The organism is Pedobacter sp. AW31-3R (assembly GCF_052180285.1).
Taxonomy (GTDB): Bacteria; Bacteroidota; Bacteroidia; order Sphingobacteriales; family Sphingobacteriaceae; genus Pedobacter.
In genome coordinates, this window is record NZ_CP197475.1 from 3,075,925 (window position 1) to 3,097,787 (window position 21,863).

General features: G+C 40.4%; 18 protein-coding genes, 1 tRNA gene and 1 other RNA gene. 10 read left to right on the forward strand and 10 right to left on the reverse strand.

Translation table 11 applies throughout. The features are described from left to right. Positions 1-50 precede the first annotated feature (50 nt). Complete coding sequence (locus tag ACSBL2_RS12495) at positions 51-398, reverse strand: hypothetical protein (RefSeq protein WP_442592034.1); 348 nt, start codon at positions 396-398, stop codon at positions 51-53. Between the two features lie 114 nt (positions 399-512). Between ACSBL2_RS12495 and ACSBL2_RS12500 the strand changes: the two genes are divergently transcribed. The 4 genes from ACSBL2_RS12500 to ACSBL2_RS12515 all read left to right on the forward strand — a co-directional run bounded on the left by ACSBL2_RS12500 (position 513) and on the right by ACSBL2_RS12515 (position 4,144). Continuing rightward, positions 513-1,061: an RNA polymerase sigma factor gene (locus tag ACSBL2_RS12500; RefSeq protein ID WP_442592035.1), complete on the forward strand. Its 549-nt coding sequence runs from the start codon at positions 513-515 to the stop codon at positions 1,059-1,061. Between the two features lie 272 nt (positions 1,062-1,333). After that, on the forward strand, positions 1,334-1,744 hold the full coding sequence (locus ACSBL2_RS12505) for a hypothetical protein (RefSeq protein WP_442592036.1): 411 nt from the start codon (positions 1,334-1,336) through the stop codon (positions 1,742-1,744). Positions 1,745-1,911: 167 nt separating this feature from the next. Beyond that, positions 1,912-3,162 carry a xanthine dehydrogenase family protein molybdopterin-binding subunit gene (locus tag ACSBL2_RS12510; protein WP_442592037.1) on the forward strand — a complete coding sequence of 417 codons (1,251 nt, stop codon included), beginning with the start codon at positions 1,912-1,914 and terminating at the stop codon, positions 3,160-3,162. Further along, on the forward strand, positions 3,128-4,144 hold the full coding sequence (locus tag ACSBL2_RS12515) for a xanthine dehydrogenase family protein molybdopterin-binding subunit (protein ID WP_442592038.1): 1,017 nt from the start codon (positions 3,128-3,130) through the stop codon (positions 4,142-4,144). The genes ACSBL2_RS12510 and ACSBL2_RS12515 overlap by 35 nt, the downstream gene beginning before the upstream one ends. 426 nt (positions 4,145-4,570) lie before the next feature. Here the strand turns inward: ACSBL2_RS12515 and ACSBL2_RS12520 are convergent, their stop codons facing one another. The 3 genes from ACSBL2_RS12520 to ACSBL2_RS12530 all read right to left on the reverse strand — a co-directional run bounded on the left by ACSBL2_RS12520 (position 4,571) and on the right by ACSBL2_RS12530 (position 6,623). Beyond that, positions 4,571-5,146, reverse strand: a complete 576-nt coding sequence (locus tag ACSBL2_RS12520) for a hypothetical protein (protein WP_442592039.1) — start codon at positions 5,144-5,146, stop codon at positions 4,571-4,573. Between the two features lie 101 nt (positions 5,147-5,247). Further along, entirely contained in the window at positions 5,248-5,976 is a 729-nt protein-coding gene (locus ACSBL2_RS12525) for a hypothetical protein (RefSeq protein WP_442592040.1), read from the reverse strand. 167 nt (positions 5,977-6,143) lie between these two features. Then, entirely contained in the window at positions 6,144-6,623 is a 480-nt protein-coding gene (locus ACSBL2_RS12530; protein ID WP_442592041.1) for a hypothetical protein, read from the reverse strand. A 218-nt stretch (positions 6,624-6,841) separates the two neighbouring features. Between ACSBL2_RS12530 and ACSBL2_RS12535 the strand changes: the two genes are divergently transcribed. The 3 genes from ACSBL2_RS12535 to ACSBL2_RS12545 are packed head-to-tail and all read left to right on the forward strand — an operon-like array spanning position 6,842 to position 8,366. Then, a complete protein-coding gene (locus ACSBL2_RS12535) occupies positions 6,842-7,105 on the forward strand; it encodes a helix-turn-helix domain-containing protein (protein ID WP_442592042.1) in 264 nt (87 codons plus the stop codon). Between the two features lie 47 nt (positions 7,106-7,152). After that, positions 7,153-7,707, forward strand: coding sequence for a hypothetical protein (locus tag ACSBL2_RS12540; protein WP_442592043.1), 555 nt, complete (start codon positions 7,153-7,155; stop codon positions 7,705-7,707). Positions 7,708-7,760: 53 nt separating this feature from the next. Continuing rightward, positions 7,761-8,366, forward strand: coding sequence for a hypothetical protein (locus ACSBL2_RS12545; RefSeq protein WP_442592044.1), 606 nt, complete (start codon positions 7,761-7,763; stop codon positions 8,364-8,366). A 616-nt stretch (positions 8,367-8,982) separates the two neighbouring features. Here the strand turns inward: ACSBL2_RS12545 and ACSBL2_RS12550 are convergent. Continuing rightward, a tRNA-Lys gene (locus ACSBL2_RS12550) sits at positions 8,983-9,055 on the reverse strand. Between the two features lie 204 nt (positions 9,056-9,259). Next, on the reverse strand, positions 9,260-11,326 hold the full coding sequence (locus ACSBL2_RS12555) for an OPT family oligopeptide transporter (RefSeq protein WP_442592045.1): 2,067 nt from the start codon (positions 11,324-11,326) through the stop codon (positions 9,260-9,262). 342 nt (positions 11,327-11,668) lie between these two features. Between ACSBL2_RS12555 and ACSBL2_RS12560 the strand changes: the two genes are divergently transcribed. Continuing rightward, positions 11,669-12,166 (forward strand): D-glycero-alpha-D-manno-heptose-1,7-bisphosphate 7-phosphatase, encoded by a 498-nt coding sequence (locus tag ACSBL2_RS12560; RefSeq protein ID WP_442592046.1) that lies wholly within the window; start codon positions 11,669-11,671, stop codon positions 12,164-12,166. 142 nt (positions 12,167-12,308) lie between these two features. Here the strand turns inward: ACSBL2_RS12560 and fsa are convergent, their stop codons facing one another. Together fsa and ffs are read right to left on the reverse strand one after the other, a co-directional pair. After that, a complete protein-coding gene (gene fsa, locus ACSBL2_RS12565) occupies positions 12,309-12,977 on the reverse strand; it encodes a fructose-6-phosphate aldolase (protein ID WP_442592047.1) in 669 nt (222 codons plus the stop codon). A 99-nt stretch (positions 12,978-13,076) separates the two neighbouring features. After that, positions 13,077-13,176, reverse strand: an RNA gene (ffs, locus tag ACSBL2_RS12570) — signal recognition particle sRNA small type. An 862-nt stretch (positions 13,177-14,038) separates the two neighbouring features. Between ffs and gltB the strand changes: the two genes are divergently transcribed. Then, on the forward strand, positions 14,039-18,550 hold the full coding sequence (gene gltB, locus ACSBL2_RS12575) for a glutamate synthase large subunit (RefSeq protein WP_442592048.1): 4,512 nt from the start codon (positions 14,039-14,041) through the stop codon (positions 18,548-18,550). 2 nt (positions 18,551-18,552) lie between these two features. Further along, complete coding sequence (locus ACSBL2_RS12580; RefSeq protein WP_442592049.1) at positions 18,553-20,019, forward strand: glutamate synthase subunit beta; 1,467 nt, start codon at positions 18,553-18,555, stop codon at positions 20,017-20,019. 119 nt (positions 20,020-20,138) lie between these two features. On the opposite strand, the gene ACSBL2_RS12585 is transcribed toward ACSBL2_RS12580, so the two are convergent. Next, on the reverse strand, positions 20,139-20,669 hold the full coding sequence (locus tag ACSBL2_RS12585; protein ID WP_442592050.1) for an RNA methyltransferase: 531 nt from the start codon (positions 20,667-20,669) through the stop codon (positions 20,139-20,141). 15 nt (positions 20,670-20,684) lie between these two features. Beyond that, the gene (locus ACSBL2_RS12590; protein WP_442592051.1) at positions 20,685-21,836 is read right to left on the reverse strand and encodes a galactokinase; all 1,152 of its coding nucleotides are present in this window, start codon (positions 21,834-21,836) and stop codon (positions 20,685-20,687) included. Between the last annotated feature and the right edge of the window lie 27 nt (positions 21,837-21,863).

Genomic DNA, 21,863 nt, shown 5'->3' on the forward strand with positions numbered 1-21,863 from the left:
ATTATTTAGCAGGATGTTACTTTAGCGGGAACTCGCCGGGCTATAAAGGCTTAATGCGATTGCTTATCACGCTGGTTGCGGATGAAAAGATAATAGAGAAAGAAACCTGCTGCTACAAATAGCAGCTCTATCCCATAGGGTAGAGGTGAGTCTTCAGCACTGTAGGGAATAAACTGCAGGACAATTAAGCCTAAGCCAGTGGTAAATAAGAGTATAGCCCATTTCATGGCTTCGGAACCAAAACCTGAAAGCTGCTGCAAAAATTTTAAACCGGTTTCATCCAATGGGCCTGATTCAATAATACGCTTCTTTAAACGGTAATTATAAAGGGAAAGAATAAATATGGCGATGAGTATAAAAAAGACGATCACCACTATAAAAGGCATTAACTGTTTCATGATGTTTTAATTTAAATGATTTTGATACAGTAGTCTTTAAAAATAACACAACGGTTGCAGATATTTTTATTTAATTTTTGCAACCGTTAGGCGGGCAATACAGACTACTAGGATATGTTTGATGAAAAGGAAGTTATTTCCAGAATTTTAAGGGGTGATTTCCGCGCTTTTGAACTATTGGTAAAACAATATGAAAAGCTGGTTTTTTATGTAGTGAACCGTCTGGTACAACACCTGGAGGATAAGGAAGATATCTGCCAGGAAGTTTTCATTAAGGTGCACCAGAGTCTGTATAAATTCAAGTTCCAATCCAAATTATCTACATGGATTGCACGCTTAGCTTATTTAACTGCAGTTGACCATGTGAAAAGGAGCAAAGTGGGATACCTCATGGATTATCCGGAAAATATTGAAGATTACCATTTTACCAATCATAACCCGGAGGCAGAACTGCTGAAAAAAGATACCGCGGCCTATGTTAACCTGCTGATAGGACAGATGCCATTACTTTATCGAACAGTTTTAACACTGTACCATTTGAATGAGTTTAGCTGCCCCGAAATAGAACAGATTACCGGAATTCCGGAAGGGACAGTAAAAAGTTACCTTTTCAGGGCAAGAAAAATATTGAAAGAAAAAGTTGAACACGATCTTAATAATTGAACAATGAAATAGAGGAAACCATCATAAGCCTACCGCCAACAAACAACAGTGAATAAGTTTATGATCGCTTGATCACCTTTAAAAAACAAATATATTATAATGAGATTATCATGAACTTACTGCTAGCAAACAGCAATAAATAAGCTTATGATCGCCCCATTACCTATAAAAATAAATATACTCTTATGAAACCATCATAAGCTTACCGCTAACAAACAGCAATAAATAAGTTTATGATCGCTTCATTACCTTTAAAAAACAAATACACTCATATGAAAAAACTGACCGATACGCAAATCCAGGAACTGTTGGAACGTAATTTAGGACTCTCCGGTAATCATATAGCTGACTTAGACAAGGAGCAGATAGGGAGTTATCATTCACTGTTTCGTAAGCTGAATGAGGAGCCGGAGGAAGGGCTGCCTTTTGATTTTTCTTCAAAGGTTAGTCGTCAGGTGCAGTTGAAAGTCCTAAGACGGAGTAATCGAAGGTTTAATTTATTGGCTGCAGCAGGAATTATTATAGGATTAGCCCTTGCATATGGTTTGTTGACCCTGGTCGATTTCGATGCAGGAAATAGTGTTTTGCTGGTGATACTGAAATTCAAATGGCAATTGATTTTCGGGTATTGTATGTTCATAGGCAGTTTGCTTTTTGACCAGAGATTCGCCGAAAAGCATTAAGCATGTTCATGCCATCCTCATTCATCCGGCATATTGGCGGTGTAATGAAGCTTCAATAGCTGTATTACCCACTTTATCTCAAACAAATTCCGAAAATTTCATGTTAAAACTGAGTAGATTATATAAATGAGTACACTCTGTCAAGAGGTATATCGAAAGCATATGTGATGGGTAAACAATATTTGGAAAATGCGGAAATGCAGAAGGCGATTAGTAGGGTAGATGGACGGGTTAAAGTTACGGGTGCTGCGAAATATTCAGCTGAAGTACAGCTGGATGGCCTTTTATATGGTGTGCTGGTTGAAAGTACCATTGCCCAGGGCACAATTATTCAGCTGGATACAATGAAAGCATCTCGTGCACCTGGTGTGATTGCCGTTATTTCCCATTTAAATACACCAGGCGTGCCTGAATATCAATTGCAAAATGAGGAAGTTATCCAGAAGCAACTTCGTGTTTTTGATAACAACCGTATTTATTATAATGGTCAGCCGGTTGCGGTGGTTATTGCAGATACCCTGGAAAGAGCGCAGTATGGCGCCTCACTGGTAAAAGCTACGTATCAAACAGAAAAACACCGCACTGAACTGGAGGATAATCTTTCAATGGGAATTATCCCTCCTATGCTAACGAAAGACCAGGGCTTAACAAAGGATTATCTTCGTGGTACTGCCGCGGCATACCAGGGTGCAGACGTACAGTTAACCGAAACATATATTCTTCCTTCAGAGCTACACCATCCAATGGAGCCACATGCGATCATTGCGTACTGGGAAGGTAATGACAGACTCACGGTGGTCGATAAAACACAGGGATCCCAGCAAACCCGGGCCAGCCTCGCTAAATCTTTTCAATTGCCGCTAGAAAATGTGAAGGTATTGTCTACTTATGTAGGTGGCGCCTTTGGATCCGGTTTGCGGGTGTGGCCACATGAAATTGTAGCTGTTTTAGCGGCCAAGAAACTACAAAGACCAGTGAAATTGGCTTTAACGAGGGGACAGATGTCATACATGGTAGGTTACAGGCCATATACACTCCAAAAAGTTTCACTGGGAGCTGACAAAGACGGAAAGCTGGTTGGGATTTCACATGAATCTTACGGACAAACGTCCCTCTATGAAAAACTTACTGAAAGGGTGTTGCAGATGACGCGGATGATGTATAATGTGCCGAATATTGATACTAAATACAGAATTGTACCGCTTAATGTGAGTACCCCTGCGCCAATGCGTGGTCCAGGGGAGGCTACGGGATCATTCGCCCTGGAATGTGCACTGGATGAACTTTCCTATAAACTGGGAATCGATCCCATCGAATTGCGGATGATTAATTATGCAAAGGTCGACCCTGATAACCATCTTCCATGGTCAAGTAATTTATCTGATGGATTGTTACCGGCTTGGAAGGGAGAAAATTGACTGGGAAAAGAGAAAAGCTGTACCGGGATCGGTAGAGGAAGGAGAATGGCAAATAGGGTATGGTGTGGCTACAGGCACATTCGGGGCATTTGCCAGGGCAGCTACGGTTAAAGCGATCTATAAAGCGAATGGGACGCTGCTCTTACAGTCGGCCATTGCAGATATAGGGCCTGGAACGGGAACTGCTATGACCAGTATAGCAGCAGAAAGACTGGGGATTGATCCGGAAAAAATCACCTTTCAACTCGGTAATTCAAGCTTTCCCAATGCGCCTATGCAGGGCGGTTCCAACTCTGTATCTACTGTGGGAGGGGCTGTTGTGGATGTTTGCAATAACCTGAAGCTTGAATTGGCAGCACTTGCCAGGAAAAAAAAGTCAGCCTGGCAAAATGCCCTGCCTGATGATATTTCTATAAAGGGGCCTGAACTGACGAATAGCAATGATACTTCATCCAGTATAAATCTTGATTCCCTTTTTTCTGAAAATGGGCTTAAAGAAATAATAGTTGAAGGTAGTGCCAAGCAGGGTGATGAACAAAATAAATATTCTTTTTACTCTTTTGCTGTACATTTTATTGAAGCACACGTGCACAAACTGACAGGAGTGGTAAGCATAAAAAATGCAGTATCAGTGGTTGATTGCGGTGCTGTTGTCAGTCCGAAAACCGCAAGAAGCCAGCTGATGGGAGGAATAGTTGGTGGAATTGGAATGGCCTTAATGGAAGAAGTAGTAATTGATAGCCGTACAGGACGCACCATGAATGCTAGCTTTGGTGATTATCATGTACCTGTAAATGCAGATATCCCACAAATGGAAATGCTGTTTATCAATGAGAAAGATCCTTACCTCAATCCGATGGGGTCTAAAGGTTTGGGAGAAGTGGTCATTATTGGTGTGGCACCTGCGGTAGCCAATGCGGTATACAATGCTACCGGTAAAAGAGTCAGGAACCTGCCGATTACCCCGGATAAATTGATTTAAAATCGAAAGTAATCGATTTTATTCCTATTTGTATATTCAGGACAAATTCCCAAAACGAGGTGATGGATGTGGTATGTTGACTTTTTGTATGTTTGAATACGTATGCCACTGTTCGAAATAGCAATTGTTATTATCTCTTTTTAAAGCTAATGGTCAAAAATTATGATCTTTTGGTGCTTAGACTTGAGCTGTTTTGAATCTTTTCTGATAGGTAAATTTCATGCTGATAGTGACGTTGTCTTATTGATAGAATTTGATCCAGAATAAATAGCTAGGACATTTTATGTAGCAGCTGGGCTTTTTCACTCGGTTGCGGATATGGTAAAGTTAACAGATCAATCAGTGGATTTATCGAGGCAATCATTAGGAATGCCAATACTGCATTCACCTACTGGCTCCAATTTTTCTCCTCAACATTTGGAAAGGTTAGTTGTTATGCGATGACCACAATATGTTGCCATCAAAATCGATTTTATACTGCATACCATAAAAATCTATTAATTCTATATTGTCAGTATTAAGTTTAAATGCATTGTCTTGATCAAATGAAACAAAGATATCTGAGCCTCCAAACTGCCAAACTATATTCCCGTTTTTATCGATTTTGGAAATTTCTATTTCACCATGAGTAATATAATACTCTCCTAAACCATAGATTCCGAAGCAGGTTGCCTGATCTGCTCTGGTCAACCATTTGAACTGCAAATCATCTATGGACAGACAAAATACTGTATCACAACAGCAAACCAGTATTTCGTCATCGCTAACAAGTGAGGATTCTTTTTGAACACCAGTTGCACCACCAGAACCTATAATTATGCAATCATTTAGAAGTTCGTCATGTTTGAAAATTTTAATGCTGTGCTTTGAAGTTGGATAATCTTTTGCACCGTCACCAAAATAATGTTTCGAATATTTAATCTTGTTATCCGCCGAACCCACTTTATAAGTTGGATCGTCTGATACTTCTATTCTTAAGTCATTATATTCATAGATATTCATTTTAATAGTATAAATTGTTTTGTTTAAAAACGTAAAAAATAGGACATTTAAAAATCGAAGAATTTTCTACCCATTTTGGGAAACCGCCGGTTAAGTGAAGTTTAACTTTCTTTATCTGTAGCTAGCATCTTATCTGCAATCTTAAAGCATTTTTCTATATTTCCTGCTAATCCCATATAGTCAGTTTCAATTTTGGACAAAGTTTTTGCAATTACCATTCTGTCTGAATTTGATTTAACAAGACCAAAGATTTGAGGCGTGTAACTTTGATATTCATCCCTTGGTGCTATATCATTAATTCCTATTGGATCCCAATCATACCAAAGCACATCGTCTATTTGTTGGTAAAGGAGCATTTCTTTAGCTCTTGCTAAATCTGTAGTTAGGTTTTTATTTCTGCTAAATACAAGTAAAACTGTTTTTAAATCTTCTTCAAGCCTTTCATCCTGAAAAAAATCTGCCGTCTTTAATGCTAAGCTTGGGATGTAATAACCACTGCCAAAGTCAAATGGCGCAGGCTCTCGTGATGAATTGTAAATGATTTTGGCAATACTTTCTGCTAAAAGTACATATTCTTGGGGGGTATAATTTGTGTTATCAAATAAAAACCGTCTGATTAAGCCAAATTGTTTATGGGCTTCATGCCAGCGGTCAGCCTTTTTAACGATGTCATTTAATCTCCTTATTGGTTCTGGAATTTCTTTGATGTATTTGTTGAATTTATTTAAAATTATTCCAGCCCACATCGGCTTCAGGTTCATTGGAACAGCTTCAAAAATTTGTTTGCCTATTTCAATGTTAGTTTTTATGTCGTGTAGTGCTGTGCTCATTTTTCTTTTACGTTTGCCGCTATGCTATTTGAAAGTTAGAAGTTATGAGGGGCAACTAACATTTTTACAGCTTGGCGAATATTGTCGTTTTGATAAATTTACTAAAAGACCTCATGAGGAGTAGAGAATTTTCCGCAAATTTGCAAAGATATTCTAGTTACAATATTCTATAAGTCAATGTCTTCAAAAATTAATTTATTGGCTTTTTTATCAATTTCTATCTTTCTACAAGTTGGTGCATATCCATTTCCGTGTGGTTCAAAAAGCTCTCTAACAAATTTTTCGTCTGTCTCATAATTTTTAATTCTTTTCGGCCCGTTATAATAATCATCTTGGTTGTCGAAATAGGATTCACTTTGATCGGTTTTAACGAAATTCGATGAGCTTTTTATTTCTTTTATGATTCTTAGCTTGTCATTAGGACTTATGATTAATGTAAATGTATGATAATAATCACCAGGCGAAAACATCGATTTATTTTCCTTGAGATCAAAATCGTCCTTTATCTGGATGTTCTGTTCAATCAGTAATTTCTGAGCGTCGGATTTTGTAAACAGGTCATCTTCAAATATTGTCAAGGTAGTTATGATGACAATTAATAGCGTCAAAATTATAGATATGTATATTCCAGCTTTCGGATAGCCCAATTTTTTTTGGTATCCAATAGGCTAGAAAAATAATTCCTAGTGTCACGAAAATTAGTATGAGTCCAATTATAACCATTTATTCTGTTTGGATTTCCATTTTATCTTATAATATTCCGATTATCCAATAACCTAAGGTAATCAGTTATTTTCAATACTTCAAATAAAAATACTCTTTTTATGGAGTGTGTAAAAATGGAGTATTTGTTTTACTTTATTTCATGGCTAAAGGTAATCTCCTAACAAGTGAAAAGGAATTGAAGAAAATAGGCTTAAGACTAAAAGCCCTCCGCAAATCTAAAGGTTATACTAGTCCAGATAAGTTTTCCTATGAGAACAATCTGAACCGGTCGCAATATGGTAAATATGAGGCAGGTAATACAAATATCACAATTGGCACATTGATCAACATCTTGAATTGTTTTGACGTGGGTTTGAGCGATTTTTTTAATGAGGACTATGATGGAATTGAACAATCAAAATAATTGAGCACTTCCATTTTTCTATTCGAATTTTAAGCTATGAGGGTGTAATGATCGACGGTATTATTTCAAAAGACAGAGGTAGGCACCCCAATTGGCGGGATAAGGACTATGAGGCCATCAGGTTTCAGCCATTCCACCTGTCTAATGCTGATGGTAATTTATCTAAGGATTTAATCGGCAAGGGATTATTTGAAAGAGGAGTTTATTTTTCAGGAACTGTAACACCTACTTCAGTACGAGCCATTTGTATTTGTGATGTCTGTAATCGCAGTTTTACCGTTCAGCACTTTCATGGTGGTTTTTCAGAAAACCAATACTTTTATTCTGAAGATGCAAAGCAAACCCTTGTGGTAGGATACCATGAAATTGAAGATATTCCAAATCAGCTCCAAAAAGAAGTTGATGAAACGGCATTGACAGACCTTGAATCTAAGTTGCTCCAACCAACAAGGGGAACTGGACGCTATCGTTATTATAATTCATTCAGATGTCCCCACTGTGAAGTTCCATTTATTGATTTCGAAAAAAATAAAGAAATTAGACCAACAGAATATTATGGGCTTAGACATATCAATCTCGAATTACAGAAGATAGCATATTAAAGGGTTGACAATGGTTTTACAGATATATGGCAATAGGTTAAAAGAATATCAAAATGAAAGTAATTATTGACATTACGGGGCAAAAAATTGAAGATGGTTTGGTTGGTTTTTATGACGGTAAAACTATCTTTTTCGATGTTCCAACGTTTTTGCCGAATACCGTCTCATTTAGAGTCTGGGGAGCTGAACTCGATAAAGATTTCGATTGGTCGAGCTATATTGATTTAGAAAAAGATGCTAATATCAGATTACTTAAACAAAAAGCGCCATCAGATTTAATCACTATTAAAGGGTACGGGGTTTTGACATTTAACGACGTGGTCGCAGGGGAAATTAATATTTCGCCATATGATAACCTAGAATTCCTTAAAGATAGCGAGGGAAGGATTGTTGAATTCAAAAAAAAATGGGCGATTGACCGTATAGATGAGTTTTGTTTCGAATATTGGCTAGATACCCAGATTTATTTTCCATATGGAGCATGTGACCTGCGGTTGTATGCAAAGGGGAAAGCGACATTCGAATTTGATACGAAAGATTGCGTAGGTTATATGGACTATTTAAAAAATACAAATAAATGGGAGACATTTAATGGTTACCTAAATGATGAGTCATTATCTACAGGGACTGCTCTGCGACGTTGTAAAGAGCAGGAATAATTCCAAATATTCCCGCTGCTTGATGCCACCTTATAGATTATCTAACTTAAAACCAATGCTTTTTCGAGATGGATTTGGTTGCTCCTGTTTCTCCAATAGTTCATCAAGATAACGAAATACGATTTCCATGTTCTTATCCTGATTGTCCAATTTGTTCTTTATCTTTTCAATCTCTAAACGGATTTCCTTGTTATCCACGAACATCTGACGGATACGGGTAAATATGCGCATGATCTGGAGTCCTGATGTTCGTATGTCCGAGCATCTTCGATATGCTTTCTATCGGTTCACCGTTCAACAAGGTAACCGGGTATGGGAATTGGTGAGCGTACCAAGGTAACTGGATTTAATTGCATCTGCTGTAATCGGCAACCCCATATCGAAAACACATTGATGGGCATAATAAATGACATTCTGCAATTGGTCAAGATGGGTATTCAATGCCTTTATATTGATTATGCGTCATTCGGTGAGTCAATTTTAACCGTTTTGCCTCACTCACCGAATCACTCACCAAAGTTTTGTGAATTCGCGCGATTTTTGGCAATTGCCTAAAAGCAAAAACCCTGCTAATCGTGCGATTGCAGGGTTTTGTACATTTTGATAGTCTTTGGTGTGATCCCGCTGGGATTCGAACCCAGGACCACTACATTAAAAGTGTAATGCTCTACCAGCTGAGCTACGGAATCATCATTCTTTTAAGAACTACCCTAAGCGTTTCCGTTTAAAGTGATGCAAATATAGGCGTAGGATGCGTATACTGCAAATAAAAATCCCGTATATCTTATACTGTGCTGATTTTAAGGCGTATTAATTACAATTCGTGTTAAAAAATCATTAATTTAAACCCTAAAAGGGGCTTTTTATGGTTAAAAAAGCCCCTTTCCATATAGCTATTCGCCTAAGTTCTCCGCTTCATTTTTCTTCATTGCGATATTATATAACACAAATCCCATGAAAAGGAACACCAGAACGCCTAACAATTCGTAACCTCCTTCACCGAATAGCTTCGTGAAAAGAGGCTGAACATCTACTTTACTCAGACTCGCTTTTACAGAAGGTATAACCATCAGGATCGCCACTACAACCCCGGCCAGTGCTCCCCCGGCAACTAATCCTGTCGCAAATAAATTGCCTGGGCCTAATTCTTCTTCTTCAAGCGTTTTAACTTTCTTACGTTCTCTCCATTCCACAATACCTTTGATTGCACCACCGGCGAAAATAGGAAGGGTAGTGGAAAGGGGTAAATAAGCCCCTACAGCGAACGATAAAGAATTGATGCCACATAGCTCGATGGTGATGGCAATAAATACCCCTACGAGTACATACTGCCAATCTAAGTTAAATGAGAGCATCCCTTTGATAAGAGTGGCCATTAAAGTGGCCTGTGGCGCAGAATACTCTTCGGTACCAATTGCGTGTTTAATACCCTGGGCAAGCATTTCCGGACTCGGGGTATCAAGGACACGTACAGTTAAACCAATGACTATAGAGGATACAATTACACCAATGAATAAGGCTAACTGCTGATATTTAGGTGTTGCACCAATCAGATAACCTGTTTTAAGATCCTGTGAAGTTGCACCAGCATTTGCTGCAGCGATACAGATCATCCCACCCACAACCAATGCCATAGGTTCATATACTTTTCCAGTCCATCCCACGGCAATAAAAATTAGACAGGTACCCATAATTGTGGCAATCGTCATTCCTGATATCGGACTGTTACTTGAACCGATCAAGCCCACAATGCGGCTGGCTACAGTGACGAAGAATGCACCAAATAAGAGGACCAGCACCCCAATGATAAGGTTGCTTAAAATTCCTGCACTTGGAATCTGTGGCAATACCGCAACCAGGATCACCAAAGCCAGACTCCCGATTCCTACAATTTTCAGGGAAAGATCACGCTCTGTACGTTTTGTCTCTGACACCGTTTTTCCATCTTTAATGGAACCCAAGCTGTCTTTGAATGAGGATACAATGGTTGGAATAGTTTTTAACAGTGTAATAAATCCACCCGCTGCTACTGCACCGGCACCAATTTGTTTCACATAGGCCTGGTAAATCGCTGAAGGATAATTACTGAAAGTCTGCGTTATCGGATCCCATCCGCCGGAGCCACCTGCTTTTGTGATATCGGCAAGCAGGCCAAGCTTCACCAGTTGCCCGGCAGCCAATGCAGGGTCAATGAGTGTTGCCAGTAAGGGAATTAATGCGAGCCAGGCCAGCACACCACCGGCAACCAGTACGCCGGCAATTTTTGGACCTATGATGTAACCAACACCGAGATATTCCGGGGTAATTTCACCACTCACCTCTGCTGAGGGAAGAAATTTGTTTGTTTGTGTCGTTACCCAGGTAGGAGCTTCAGAGATCACGTGGAAAACCCTTTGCATCATGGCATATATCATCGCAAATCCTAATCCCCAGAAGGCCGTTTTTGCAAATGAACCACCGCGTTCACCAGCTTTCAGCACAGAAGCACAGGCCGTACCTTCAGGATAGGGTAGGGTGTCATGTTCCTTTACGATCAGTGATTTCCTTAAGGGGATCATCATCAGTGTGCCCAGAACACCACCAAGAATGGCGAGAATCAGAATGGTCATGTAATTGAAAAATGCATCACCGGAACTCTGCCCACCAATGTCTGTACTTAAAAATAAAAATCCGGGTAAGGTAAATACTACACCTGCAGCGATAGACTCACTGGCTGATCCCGTCGTTTGTATGATATTGTTCTCAAGGATGGTGGTTTTAAAGAATTTCTTTCCAAGGGTGATCGCCAATACTGCGATAGGAATTGATGCTGAAACGGTTAATCCTGCTTTCAATGCCAGATAAACGGTCGCCGCTCCAAATATTACCCCGGCAATACAGCCTAATAGGATAGATTTGAGCGTGAATTCTGCAATATTGGCTTCCGCTGGAACGAAAGGCTTAAATTCTTTTTTGTCCATTATTATAAAAATATGCGTTAAAGTTATCGTTTTTCAAGGAATAAACAAGCTGTCTATCCTGTAGGTGAGTACGCTGTGCTGAGGGTTTATTGTTGTTTTTCAGGGTGTTTAATCCTTTTATATGACCTGAAAAATTTAGTATTTAATCAGGTAATGAAACTGAAACAGGATAGTTTAGCCTAAACTTTTTTCCATGTGCGTGATATGCTGTGGAGAAGAATGGCTTCGTCTGGTACTGAATACGCATAAAAATTACCAAAAACCAAATATTTGGTGATGAAATCCAAAATACTTACGGTGCTTTTATATTATTTTTTCATCTTTGGCGGCAAACAACTAATAATGAATAAAGCTATATTTTTAGACCGTGATGGGGTTCTTAACCATGAGATGTACGACTACATCTGCAGAGTAGAAGATTTTGAAGTGCTGGAATACCAGATTCCTCCACTGAAACGTTTTTTTGATGAAGGTTATCTGCTGGTTGTCATCACTAATCAGGGTGGTATCGCTTTAGGGCGTTATACGGAAGAGGCATTAGCCGAAATGCATGAAATTTTATTTAATAAATTCGAAGCACAGGGAGCAGAGATTATTCATGCTTACTATTGCCCGCATCATCCTACAGTCACTGGCGACTGTGAATGCCGCAAGCCTAAATCCGGAATGTTATTGGAAGCTATCGCTGAATACAATATTGATCCGGCATTGTCAGTCATGATTGGAGATAAACCAAGAGATGTGGAAGCGGCAAACGGAGCAGGAGTGAAGGGTATCCTGATCGAACCTGATGAACAGATCGTATATGAAAATGTGAAAGCCGTACTGGATCAGGCTTAAAACAATTTAAGGAGCAGGATCATCAACCTGAAAGTGCAAGGGGAGCAGATGATGAAAACAGGTGATCTCCAAAAACTTTAAACATATAAAAAAACCGGACTGAAATAAATCAGTCCGGTTTTTTTATATGTTATGCAATTGATTAAGCTTTTGCTGCTTCAGCTGCTTTTTTGTGGTCTGCTAAGAAGGTAGCTAAACCGCTATCAGTTAATGGGTGTTTCAATAAGCCTAAAATAGCTGACAATGGGCCAGTCATTACATCTGCACCTAATTTAGCACAGCTGATGATATGCAATGGTCCGCGGATTGAAGCTGCAAGGATTTCTGTTGGGTAACCGTAGTTATCAAAAATTAAACGGATATCTTCAATTAAAGATAAACCTTCAGTACCTATATCATCTAAACGGCCTAAGAAAGGAGATACATAAGTAGCACCTGCTTTTGCTGCCAATAAAGCCTGACCAGCTGAGAAAATTAAAGTACAGTTCGTTCTGATACCTTTTGAAGTGAAATATTTAATCGCTTTGATACCGTCTTTAATCATCGGAACTTTAACAACGATTTTAGCGTCAAGTGCAGCTAAAGCTTCACCTTCCTTGATAATTTCGTCATAAGTAGTAGAGATCACCTCTGCGCTTACTTTATCATCAACAATAGCACAGATTGCTTTATAATGGTTGATAACGTTTTCTTCACCAGTGATACCTTCTTTAGCCATAAGGCTGGGGTTTGTGGTTACACCGTCTAAAATGCCAAGGTCCTGAGCTTCTTTGATTTGATCAAGATTAGCTGTGTCAATGAAAAATTTCATGCTTATATAATTTAAGGAATAATAATTTAATAGTATTTGCAGCGTACGCTTTGAACGGAAGATTTTGCAGTGAAAGCATAGTCGTTCTGAAAAAATAAAAATGGGCAAGCAACCTTTATCGCACCGCTACAACCTCCTACCCTTGCTTCGTTCCCGCCCTGGGGGAGTTCAAAGGGAGCTGATCGTAAAGGACTTGCCCACTGCAAATGTAGCAAAAGAGTTCAGTCTACAAAAGGGTCGGCAAGAAATATTTTTATAAAAAACAGCCTTAATGAGGTAATGGATTGAGATTTAGTGCCTTGTAAGGCAATATTTTTTTAATATTTTTCTTGTTTTGAGGTAAATACTTCGTTTTTGATAGTGTTTTACCGGTTTTTATCTTCCTTTTTGTGCATTTTTCACGCAGAATTTCCCTGGTAATTTTTAAAAACGGAGTCGATTTGTCTGTTTTTTTATGGCTAATGACATGTTTATGACAAAACTAGCCTCCAAGACAGGTGTTTTGATTGGATTTGAAGAAATGCTCAAAGGGGAGTTAAGAAGAACACGTTGCCCGCGAAATATCATTGGACTACAAAAATGCTGCAGGGTTATACTATATGTAATGTAGTTTCAAATATAATATACTGTCAGTGCCCGGGCGGTTCACTGAAAAGCTTATTATAAAAACGGAGCTGAACCGGTTTGTAAATCGCCGATTGAGAGGTTCTGCAGAAACGCAAATGAAGCGGTAATTGGTATGGCAGATCGAACCGCAAACCAAACTATATATATATGATATTGTCATCTGCATAATAATATATACATCTATTGGGGTCTGATATACATTTCAGACCGCAATATACTATATATAATAGGTGTCAGAAATGTGATTAAAATCACTAAATAAAAACATTCTAAATAAGAGTGTTGAGAATTTGATAATTTACGTATGTCTATATTATGAAATTGTCAATGTTAAGGCTATTTTATTGCTTAATTCTTCTTTATTCATAAAAAAAATATCGAATTTATAATTTGAGAAGTATTTTGTTATCTTAGTGTTTCGATTACATTAAGATATGGAACAAAAAGAGGAAAATCAGGGGTTATACAATTCAAGTTTTGAACATGACGCCTGCGGTATTGGTTTTGTTGCTCACGTAAAGGGGAGTAAATCTCAGCAAATCATTTCTGATGCCATTACTATTTTAGAGAATTTAGACCATAGAGGAGCGTGCGGAGCGGAAATCAATACGGGTGATGGAGCCGGTATTATGATACAAGTGCCACATGAATTCCTGTATGACGAATGCCTCAAGATAGGTTTTAGTTTAAATCAATCCGGTGATTACGGGGTTGGTATGCTGTTTTTTCCCAAGGACGTTAGAGCACGTGAAGAATGCCGGGAAGTGATTTATCGCGCTGCGGAAAAGTTAGGACTGGAAGTACTGGGTTTTAGAAAAGTGTTAACCAATTCTTCTGATATTGGTGATACGGCGCTTTCGGTTGAGCCTGAAATGGAACAACTGTTTGTGGCCCGCCCGCTGGAGATTGCTGCCGGTGCCGATTTCGAAAGAAAGTTATACGTTTTTAAGAACTACCTGACTAAAACGATTTTGAATACCGTGAAAGGAGTGAAGTCCGATTTCTATATCGCTTCCTTCTCTTCCCGTACAATTGTATATAAAGGACAGCTGACTTCAATGCAACTGCGTACGTATTTTACGGAGTTGAGCGATAAACGTGTGGTTTCCGCTTTCGGATTAATCCACTCCAGGTTTGCGACCAATACCTTTCCATCATGGAGATTGGCACAGCCTTTCCGTTATATCGCCCACAATGGCGAGATCAATACGCTGCAAGGAAACTTAAACTGGTTCCGTGCAAGTGTGAAATCATTTGCTTCAAGCTATTTTACTGCTGAAGAACTGAATATTTTACTGCCTGTTATTGATGAGACACAATCAGATTCAGGCTGTCTGGATAATATTGTGGAGTTGCTGCTCCATGCGGGACGCTCATTGCCACATGTATTGATGATGCTTATTCCTGAAGCATGGGATGGAAATGAGGATATGAATGAGCTGAAACAGGCTTTCTATAAGTTCCATGCAACTTTAATGGAACCATGGGATGGTCCTGCAGCTATTGCTTTCACTGATGGTAACCTGATTGGTGCTACACTGGATAGAAATGGTCTGAGACCTTCAAGATATGCCATTACTTCTGATGACCGTGTGATCCTGGCTTCTGAATCAGGCGCCCTGGCTTTAGACCAGAGCAAAGTGATTGAAAAAGGAAGACTGACTCCCGGAAAGATGTTCGTTGTGGATATGGAACAGGGAAGGATTATCAGTGATGATGAAATTAAAACCAACGTTTGCAGCCGTCGCCCTTATGCCGACTGGTTGAACCAATACCAGATCCGTCTGGAAGAACTGTCTGATCCACGTGTGGTGTTTACAGGTCTTTCCCATGAATCTATTTTTAAATACCAGCAGGTTTTTGGTTACAGCAGGGAAGATATTGATCTGATCCTGAAACCAATGGCGCTGGAAGGTAAAGAGCCTATCGGTTCTATGGGTACAGATATCCCACTGGCTGTACTTTCTCAGAAACCTCAGCACCTTTCTTCTTATTTTAAGCAATTGTTTGCCCAGGTAACGAATCCGCCAATTGACCCGATCAGGGAAAAAGTGGTAATGAGTTTAGCCGGTTTTATGGGAAACAATGGGAACTTGCTGGAAGAAACGGCAATGCAGTGCCATTGCGTAGGGATTAAACACCCGATATTAACCAACCTTGAACTTGAAAAAGTACGCAGTATTGATACAGGTGTTTTCCAGTCTAAGACATTGCAGACTTATTTCAGGGCAGATGGTAAACCAGGCTCTTTAGCTAAAGGTTTGGAGCGTCTTTGCCGTTATGCGGTGGATGCTGTAGAAGATGGCTTCCAGGTGATTGTCTTATCTGACCGTGCTTTGGATTCTGAACATGCGGCCATTCCTTCATTATTAGCCGTTTCTGCTGTTCACCACCACTTGATCCGTAAAGGATACAGGGGAGCTGTTGGGATTGTTGTGGAAGCAGGAGATGTATGGGAAGTTCACCACTTTGCCTGTCTGATTGGTTTCGGTGCAACTGCCATTAACCCTTACCTGGCTTTGGAAACGATTACCGATTTCCAGCAGGAAAGCAACCTTAAACCAGAGAAATTATTCCAGAACTATATCTATGCAGTAAACAGCGGATTGCTGAAGATCTTCTCTAAAATGGGAATCTCTACCTTACAATCTTATCATGGTGCACAGATTTTCGAAATCTTAGGTATCCATAAAAGTGTGGTAGATAATTATTTCAGTGGTGCTGTTTCCAGAATCGGCGGCTTAGGTCTCGATGAAATTGCCCGTGAAGCCTTAATTAAACATGCAAGGATATTTGGTAAAAACACCCGTCCTGACCTGATTCTGCCTACCGGTGGAAATTACAAATGGAGAAGAAAAGGTGAACAACATTTGTTTAACCCTCAAACTATACACTTATTACAAAACGCTACTCGTAAAAACGATTACAATACTTTCAAACAATACAGTAAACTGGTGAATGAGCAGACCACACAGGCTTATACCATCAGGGGATTGTTTGATTTCAACTATAACCGCCCTTCCGTTTCTTTAACTGAAGTGGAACCTGTTGAAGCTATACTCAAACGTTTTGCTACGGGAGCGATGTCTTTTGGGTCTATTTCCCATGAAGCACACTCTACGCTGGCGATTGCCATGAACAGGATAGGTGGAAAAAGTAATACCGGTGAAGGTGGCGAGGATGAACTGCGTTATGAAGTATTGCCTAACGGCGATTCCATGCGCTCTTCGATTAAACAGATCGCGTCTGCACGTTTTGGTGTAACAAGTAATTATTTAACCAATGCGGATGAGCTGCAGATTAAGATGGCTCAGGGTGCTAAACCGGGAGAAGGTGGACAGCTGCCGGGCCACAAAGTGGACGACTGGATCGCTAAAGTTCGTCATGCTACACCTGGAGTAGGCCTGATTTCTCCTCCTCCGCACCATGATATTTATTCTATTGAAGATTTGGCTCAGCTGATCTTCGACCTGAAAAATGCCAACAGGGCAGCCAGGATTAATGTGAAACTGGTGTCTAAAGCTGGTGTAGGTACTATTGCAGCCGGTGTTGCGAAAGCACATGCCGATGTGGTCCTGATTTCTGGTTTTGACGGAGGTACTGGAGCTTCTCCATTAACTTCTATTCAGCATGCAGGTTTACCATGGGAGCTTGGCCTGGCAGAAGCACACCAGACACTGGTTAAAAACCGTCTGCGCAGCAGGGTGGTTGTACAAACCGACGGACAGCTGAAAACCGGTCGTGATATCGCGATTGCAACGTTATTAGGCGCTGAAGAATGGGGTGTGGCAACAGCTGCACTGGTGACTTCAGGCTGTATCATGATGAGAAAATGTCACCTGAATACCTGCCCGGTAGGGGTGGCTACACAGGATCCTGATCTGAGAAAATTGTTTACAGGAGATCCCGACCATGTGGTGAACCTGTTCCATTTCCTTGCGGAAGAACTCCGTGAAGTGATGGCCGAGTTGGGTTTCAGAACTGTAGAGGAAATGGTGGGCCAGTCAGATGCCTTAACTTTACGTCCGGTTGATAAAAATGACTGGAAACTAAAAGACCTTGACCTGTCGGCTATCTTGTATAAAGCACCTGATAATGGGGTGAGTCTGTACAATACAGAAAAACAGGACCATGGTATTGACAATGTACTGGATCATGAACTGATTAAAACGGCTCAGCCTGCCTTATTGAATAAAGAGCCTGTTTTCAGGGAATTCGAAGTGATCAATACCGACCGCGCCATTGGTACCATGTTATCTAATGAAGTGTCTAAAGTATATGGTGCTGCAGGTTTGCCGCAGGATACCATTAACTTTAAATTCCACGGTTCTGCGGGACAGAGTTTTGGTGCGTTTGCAACAAGAGGGGTTTCCCTTGAACTTGAAGGGGAAGGAAATGATTATGTAGGTAAAGGTTTATCCGGTGCCCGCTTATCGGTTTATCCTTTCAAAGAGGTGAAATATGTTCCTGAACAAAATATCATTATCGGTAACGTTGCCCTTTATGGTGCAACTTCAGGAGAGTTGTTTGCCAGAGGTTTAGCCGGTGAAAGGTTTGCCGTGAGAAACTCGGGTGCTACAGCGGTAGTGGAGGGACTTGGTGACCATGGTTGTGAATACATGACCGGTGGTGAAGTGCTGGTGCTCGGCAATACCGGTAGCAATTTTGCTGCAGGTATGAGTGGTGGTGTGGCCTGGATTTATGATGTGAATGGTGATTTCCCCAATAAATGTAACAAGGAAATGGTTGATCTCGATCCTTTGAATGAGGAAGATGAGTTACGGATCAATAGCTTACTGAAAAAACATATCCAGTTGACAAATAGTAAACTGGCTGAGTTTATCTTAAGCGATTGGTCGACACAGTCAGCACATTTTATCAAAGTATTCCCTAAAGAATACAAAGCAGTTTTATTGAAAAGAAGCACTAAAGTAAAAACATCATAATAATGGGAAAAGTAACTGGATTTTTAGAGTATGAAAGAACTGCTCCAGCAAAACAAGATGCCAAATCACGTTTGCAGCATTACAATGAGTTTGTAGTGGCTTTTGAGCAGGAGCAGGTGAAACAGGAATCTGCAAGGTGTATGGATTGCGGTGTTCCATTTTGCCAGTCGGGCTGCCCGCTGGGGAATGTGATCCCGGAATTTAATGACGCCGTATATAAAGGAGAATGGGAGCTTGCTTCAACTATCCTGTTGAGTACGAATAACTTTCCTGAATTCACAGGCAGGATTTGTCCGGCACCATGCGAATCTGCGTGTGTGCTTGGAATTAACAAATCACCAGTGTCTATCGAGGAAATTGAGAAGCATATTATTGAAATTGCCTTTTCAAAAGGATATATTAAGGCAGAAGAACCGCTTATCCGTTCAGGCAAAAAGGTAGCTGTAATTGGTTCTGGCCCTGCCGGATTGGCAGCAGCTGCACAGTTGAATAAAGCCGGCCATGAGGTTGTCGTTTATGAGCGTGATGATACCCCGGGAGGATTGCTGAATTATGGTATTCCCGATTTTAAACTGCAAAAAGATGTGGTGACAAGAAGGATTGCCCTGATGGAAAAAGAAGGTATCCAGTTTAAATGTAACGCCAATGTAGGGGTGAACGTAGAATTGAATACATTGCTGAGAGAATTTCAATCCATCGTTTTAGCTGGTGGTTCGACTGTTCCGCGCGATCTATCAGTTAAAGGCAGGGAAGCCAAAGGGATTCACTTTGCGATGGATTTCCTTAAACAGCAAAACAAAAGAGTACGTAATTTCTCCTTCGACCAGGAAGCCATCCTGGCTACAGGAAAAGACGTGATCGTTATCGGTGGTGGTGATACGGGGTCTGATTGTATTGGAACTTCAAACCGTCAGGGAGCAAAATCTGTGACCCAGTTTGAGATCATGCCGATGCCTGCAAATCAGCGTACTGCAAATATGCCATGGCCATCATTCCCGATGTTGCTTAAAGTGACTTCTTCACATGAAGAAGGCTGCGAAAGAGCCTGGGGAGTGAATACCAAGGAATATATTGCCGATGAAAATAATCAGTTGAAAGCATTGAGGGTAATAGATGTAGAATGGGAGATCGATGCTGTGGGAAGACCGGTAAATTTCAAAGAAATTGAAGGTACAGAACGTGAACTTCCTTGTCAGCTGGTATTACTGGCAATGGGTTTCCTGCATCCTCAGAAAGAAGGCCTGATTGAGAAATTGGGTGTCGAGCTGGATAACAGGGGAAATGTGAAAGCCGAAGAAGGTAAATATCAGACCAATATTGCGAAGATATTTGCTGCGGGTGACATGAGACGCGGACAATCACTAGTGGTATGGGCAATTTCTGAAGGCCGCGAGGCTGCAAGGAAGGTGGACGAATACCTGATGGGAGAGAGCCGTTTGCCAACAAAGGATGGTATTCCTTATGCTTAACCTGTATCTAAAATAGCGAATACAAACAAACCTTAAATAGTACTAACCAAAGAAGCACCGGATAATTCTGGTGCTTCTTTTTTTGTTAATGATTATGAATGAAACCGGCTAAACCTCTTCTATAAACGCAATTTGGCATAAAAATCCCAAAGGACAATCCCTGCCGAGATGACGATATTGAATGAATGTTTTGTTCCAAACTGGGGAATTTCAATACATTTATCGATGGTTGCCATCACGTCCTCATGGACTCCATTGACTTCATTGCCGAAGATTAACGCATATTTTTTTGTGGTATCAGGTTTAAAAGTATTCAGCATAATGCTTTCACTGGCCTGTTCAATGGCAATGATCTCATACCCTTTTTCCTTCAATTCTTTTATGGCATCCAGTGTATCCTCATAGTGAACCCATTCTACAGATTGTGTGGCTCCCAGTGCTGTCTTTTCAATTTCACGGTGTGGTGGCTGTGCGGTAATGCCGCACAGCACCATTTTTTCTATAGCGAAACCATCGGCAGTACGGAAGGCTGAACCCACATTATGCATGCTGCGTACGTTATCGAGAACGACCACCACAGGAAGTTTATCCTGTGATTTAAACTCTTCCACACCTACACGGTTTAATTCTTCAGATGTTAATTTTTGCATGCCGCAAAAATAGAATTAAATTGCGGATGCGCCATTGCCAATTTCACTTACATATACGCCTGGGGCGTAGCCGATCTTTTCTTCGTAGTATGCTGTGATTTTTTTACTGAAATCATCTTCAGCTCCCTTTTTTAAGATCGCTATGGCACATCCACCAAATCCGGCACCAGTCATACGTGCACCGGCAACCTCAGGGTAGGAAGCACAGAATTCCACTACGGTATCCAGTTCCTTGCCACTTACTTCATATAATTCTTTGAGTGATTGGTGTGAAGCGTACATCAGGCCGCCAAATTCAGCCAGGTTACCTTCGCCTAATGCTTTGGCAGCCAGACTTACCCTGTCGTTTTCTTCTACCACATGGGTTGCCCGTTTAAGGACAGTTGCATCGGTGATCAGGTGGCTGTAAGAGGCGAATTGATCTGCCGTAAGTTCACACAGGTTGTTTAGGCTAAGCTCCTGGTTGAGAAATTTCAAGGCAGCAGCACATTCTTCCACACGTTCATTGTATTTAGATTCCGCCAGTCCTCTTGGTTTATTCGAATTGATAATCATCAATACATGGTCGCCAAGTTCACAGTCCACAAGCTGATAATCCAGTGTGTCGCAATTCAGTACAATCGCTTTATCCTTTTCCCCAAAAGCTACCGCAAACTGATCCATGATACCACTGTTCAGGCCAATAAAATCATTTTCCACTCTTTTGGCCATTTTTACCAGGGATAACAGGTCGTAATTAAGACCTAAAAATTCTGTTAATGCATAAGCAGTAACAATCTCAATGGATGCTGAAGAAGAAAGCCCGGATCCGATAGGAATATTTCCATAATAAAGGAGGTCGAAACCTGATGGGATTTTAAAATCTTTCAGGATTTCATTAAATACACCAAGCGGATAGTTATACCATCCTTTACCATCTTTCACATAACTCGTCTGAAGTGGAATTTCCGCTTCTTGCTCGAAGTTTACACTCTTAAACCGGATGACATTATCGTCATTCGGGGACATGCACAGCCAGGTGCCTAAAGTAATTGCACAGGGGAAAACCAATCCTCCGTTGTAGTCAATGTGTTCGCCGATAAGATTTACCCTTCCCGGGGTAAAAAAAGTTGCTGCAGGTTGTTTTTTGTAAGCATCAAAGAATTTAATGGCTAAATCGTCTTTCATTATAAATATCTGGTTAAAAATTACTTT

What these genes read in the sequence shown, in the direction of transcription:
- ACSBL2_RS12555 (WP_442592045.1), bottom strand. Translation starts at nt 11,326, where the DNA reads ATGGACAAAAAAGAATTTAAGCCTTTCGTTCCAGCGGAAGCCAATATT.
- ACSBL2_RS12525 (WP_442592040.1), bottom strand. Translation starts at nt 5,976, where the DNA reads ATGAGCACAGCACTACACGACATAAAAACTAACATTGAAATAGGCAAA.
- ACSBL2_RS12535 (WP_442592042.1), top strand. Translation starts at nt 6,842, where the DNA reads ATGGCTAAAGGTAATCTCCTAACAAGTGAAAAGGAATTGAAGAAAATA.
- ACSBL2_RS12515 (WP_442592038.1), top strand. Translation starts at nt 3,128, where the DNA reads ATGGATTGTTACCGGCTTGGAAGGGAGAAAATTGACTGGGAAAAGAGA.
- ACSBL2_RS12520 (WP_442592039.1), bottom strand. Translation starts at nt 5,146, where the DNA reads ATGAATATCTATGAATATAATGACTTAAGAATAGAAGTATCAGACGAT.
- ACSBL2_RS12545 (WP_442592044.1), top strand. Translation starts at nt 7,761, where the DNA reads ATGAAAGTAATTATTGACATTACGGGGCAAAAAATTGAAGATGGTTTG.
- ACSBL2_RS12505 (WP_442592036.1), top strand. Translation starts at nt 1,334, where the DNA reads ATGAAAAAACTGACCGATACGCAAATCCAGGAACTGTTGGAACGTAAT.
- ACSBL2_RS12580 (WP_442592049.1), top strand. Translation starts at nt 18,553, where the DNA reads ATGGGAAAAGTAACTGGATTTTTAGAGTATGAAAGAACTGCTCCAGCA.
- fsa (WP_442592047.1), bottom strand. Translation starts at nt 12,977, where the DNA reads ATGAAATTTTTCATTGACACAGCTAATCTTGATCAAATCAAAGAAGCT.
- ACSBL2_RS12495 (WP_442592034.1), bottom strand. Translation starts at nt 398, where the DNA reads ATGAAACAGTTAATGCCTTTTATAGTGGTGATCGTCTTTTTTATACTC.
- gltB (WP_442592048.1), top strand. Translation starts at nt 14,039, where the DNA reads ATGGAACAAAAAGAGGAAAATCAGGGGTTATACAATTCAAGTTTTGAA.
- ACSBL2_RS12585 (WP_442592050.1), bottom strand. Translation starts at nt 20,669, where the DNA reads ATGCAAAAATTAACATCTGAAGAATTAAACCGTGTAGGTGTGGAAGAG.
- ACSBL2_RS12510 (WP_442592037.1), top strand. Translation starts at nt 1,912, where the DNA reads ATGGGTAAACAATATTTGGAAAATGCGGAAATGCAGAAGGCGATTAGT.
- ACSBL2_RS12540 (WP_442592043.1), top strand. Translation starts at nt 7,153, where the DNA reads ATGATCGACGGTATTATTTCAAAAGACAGAGGTAGGCACCCCAATTGG.
- ACSBL2_RS12590 (WP_442592051.1), bottom strand. Translation starts at nt 21,836, where the DNA reads ATGAAAGACGATTTAGCCATTAAATTCTTTGATGCTTACAAAAAACAA.
- ACSBL2_RS12500 (WP_442592035.1), top strand. Translation starts at nt 513, where the DNA reads ATGTTTGATGAAAAGGAAGTTATTTCCAGAATTTTAAGGGGTGATTTC.
- ACSBL2_RS12560 (WP_442592046.1), top strand. Translation starts at nt 11,669, where the DNA reads ATGAATAAAGCTATATTTTTAGACCGTGATGGGGTTCTTAACCATGAG.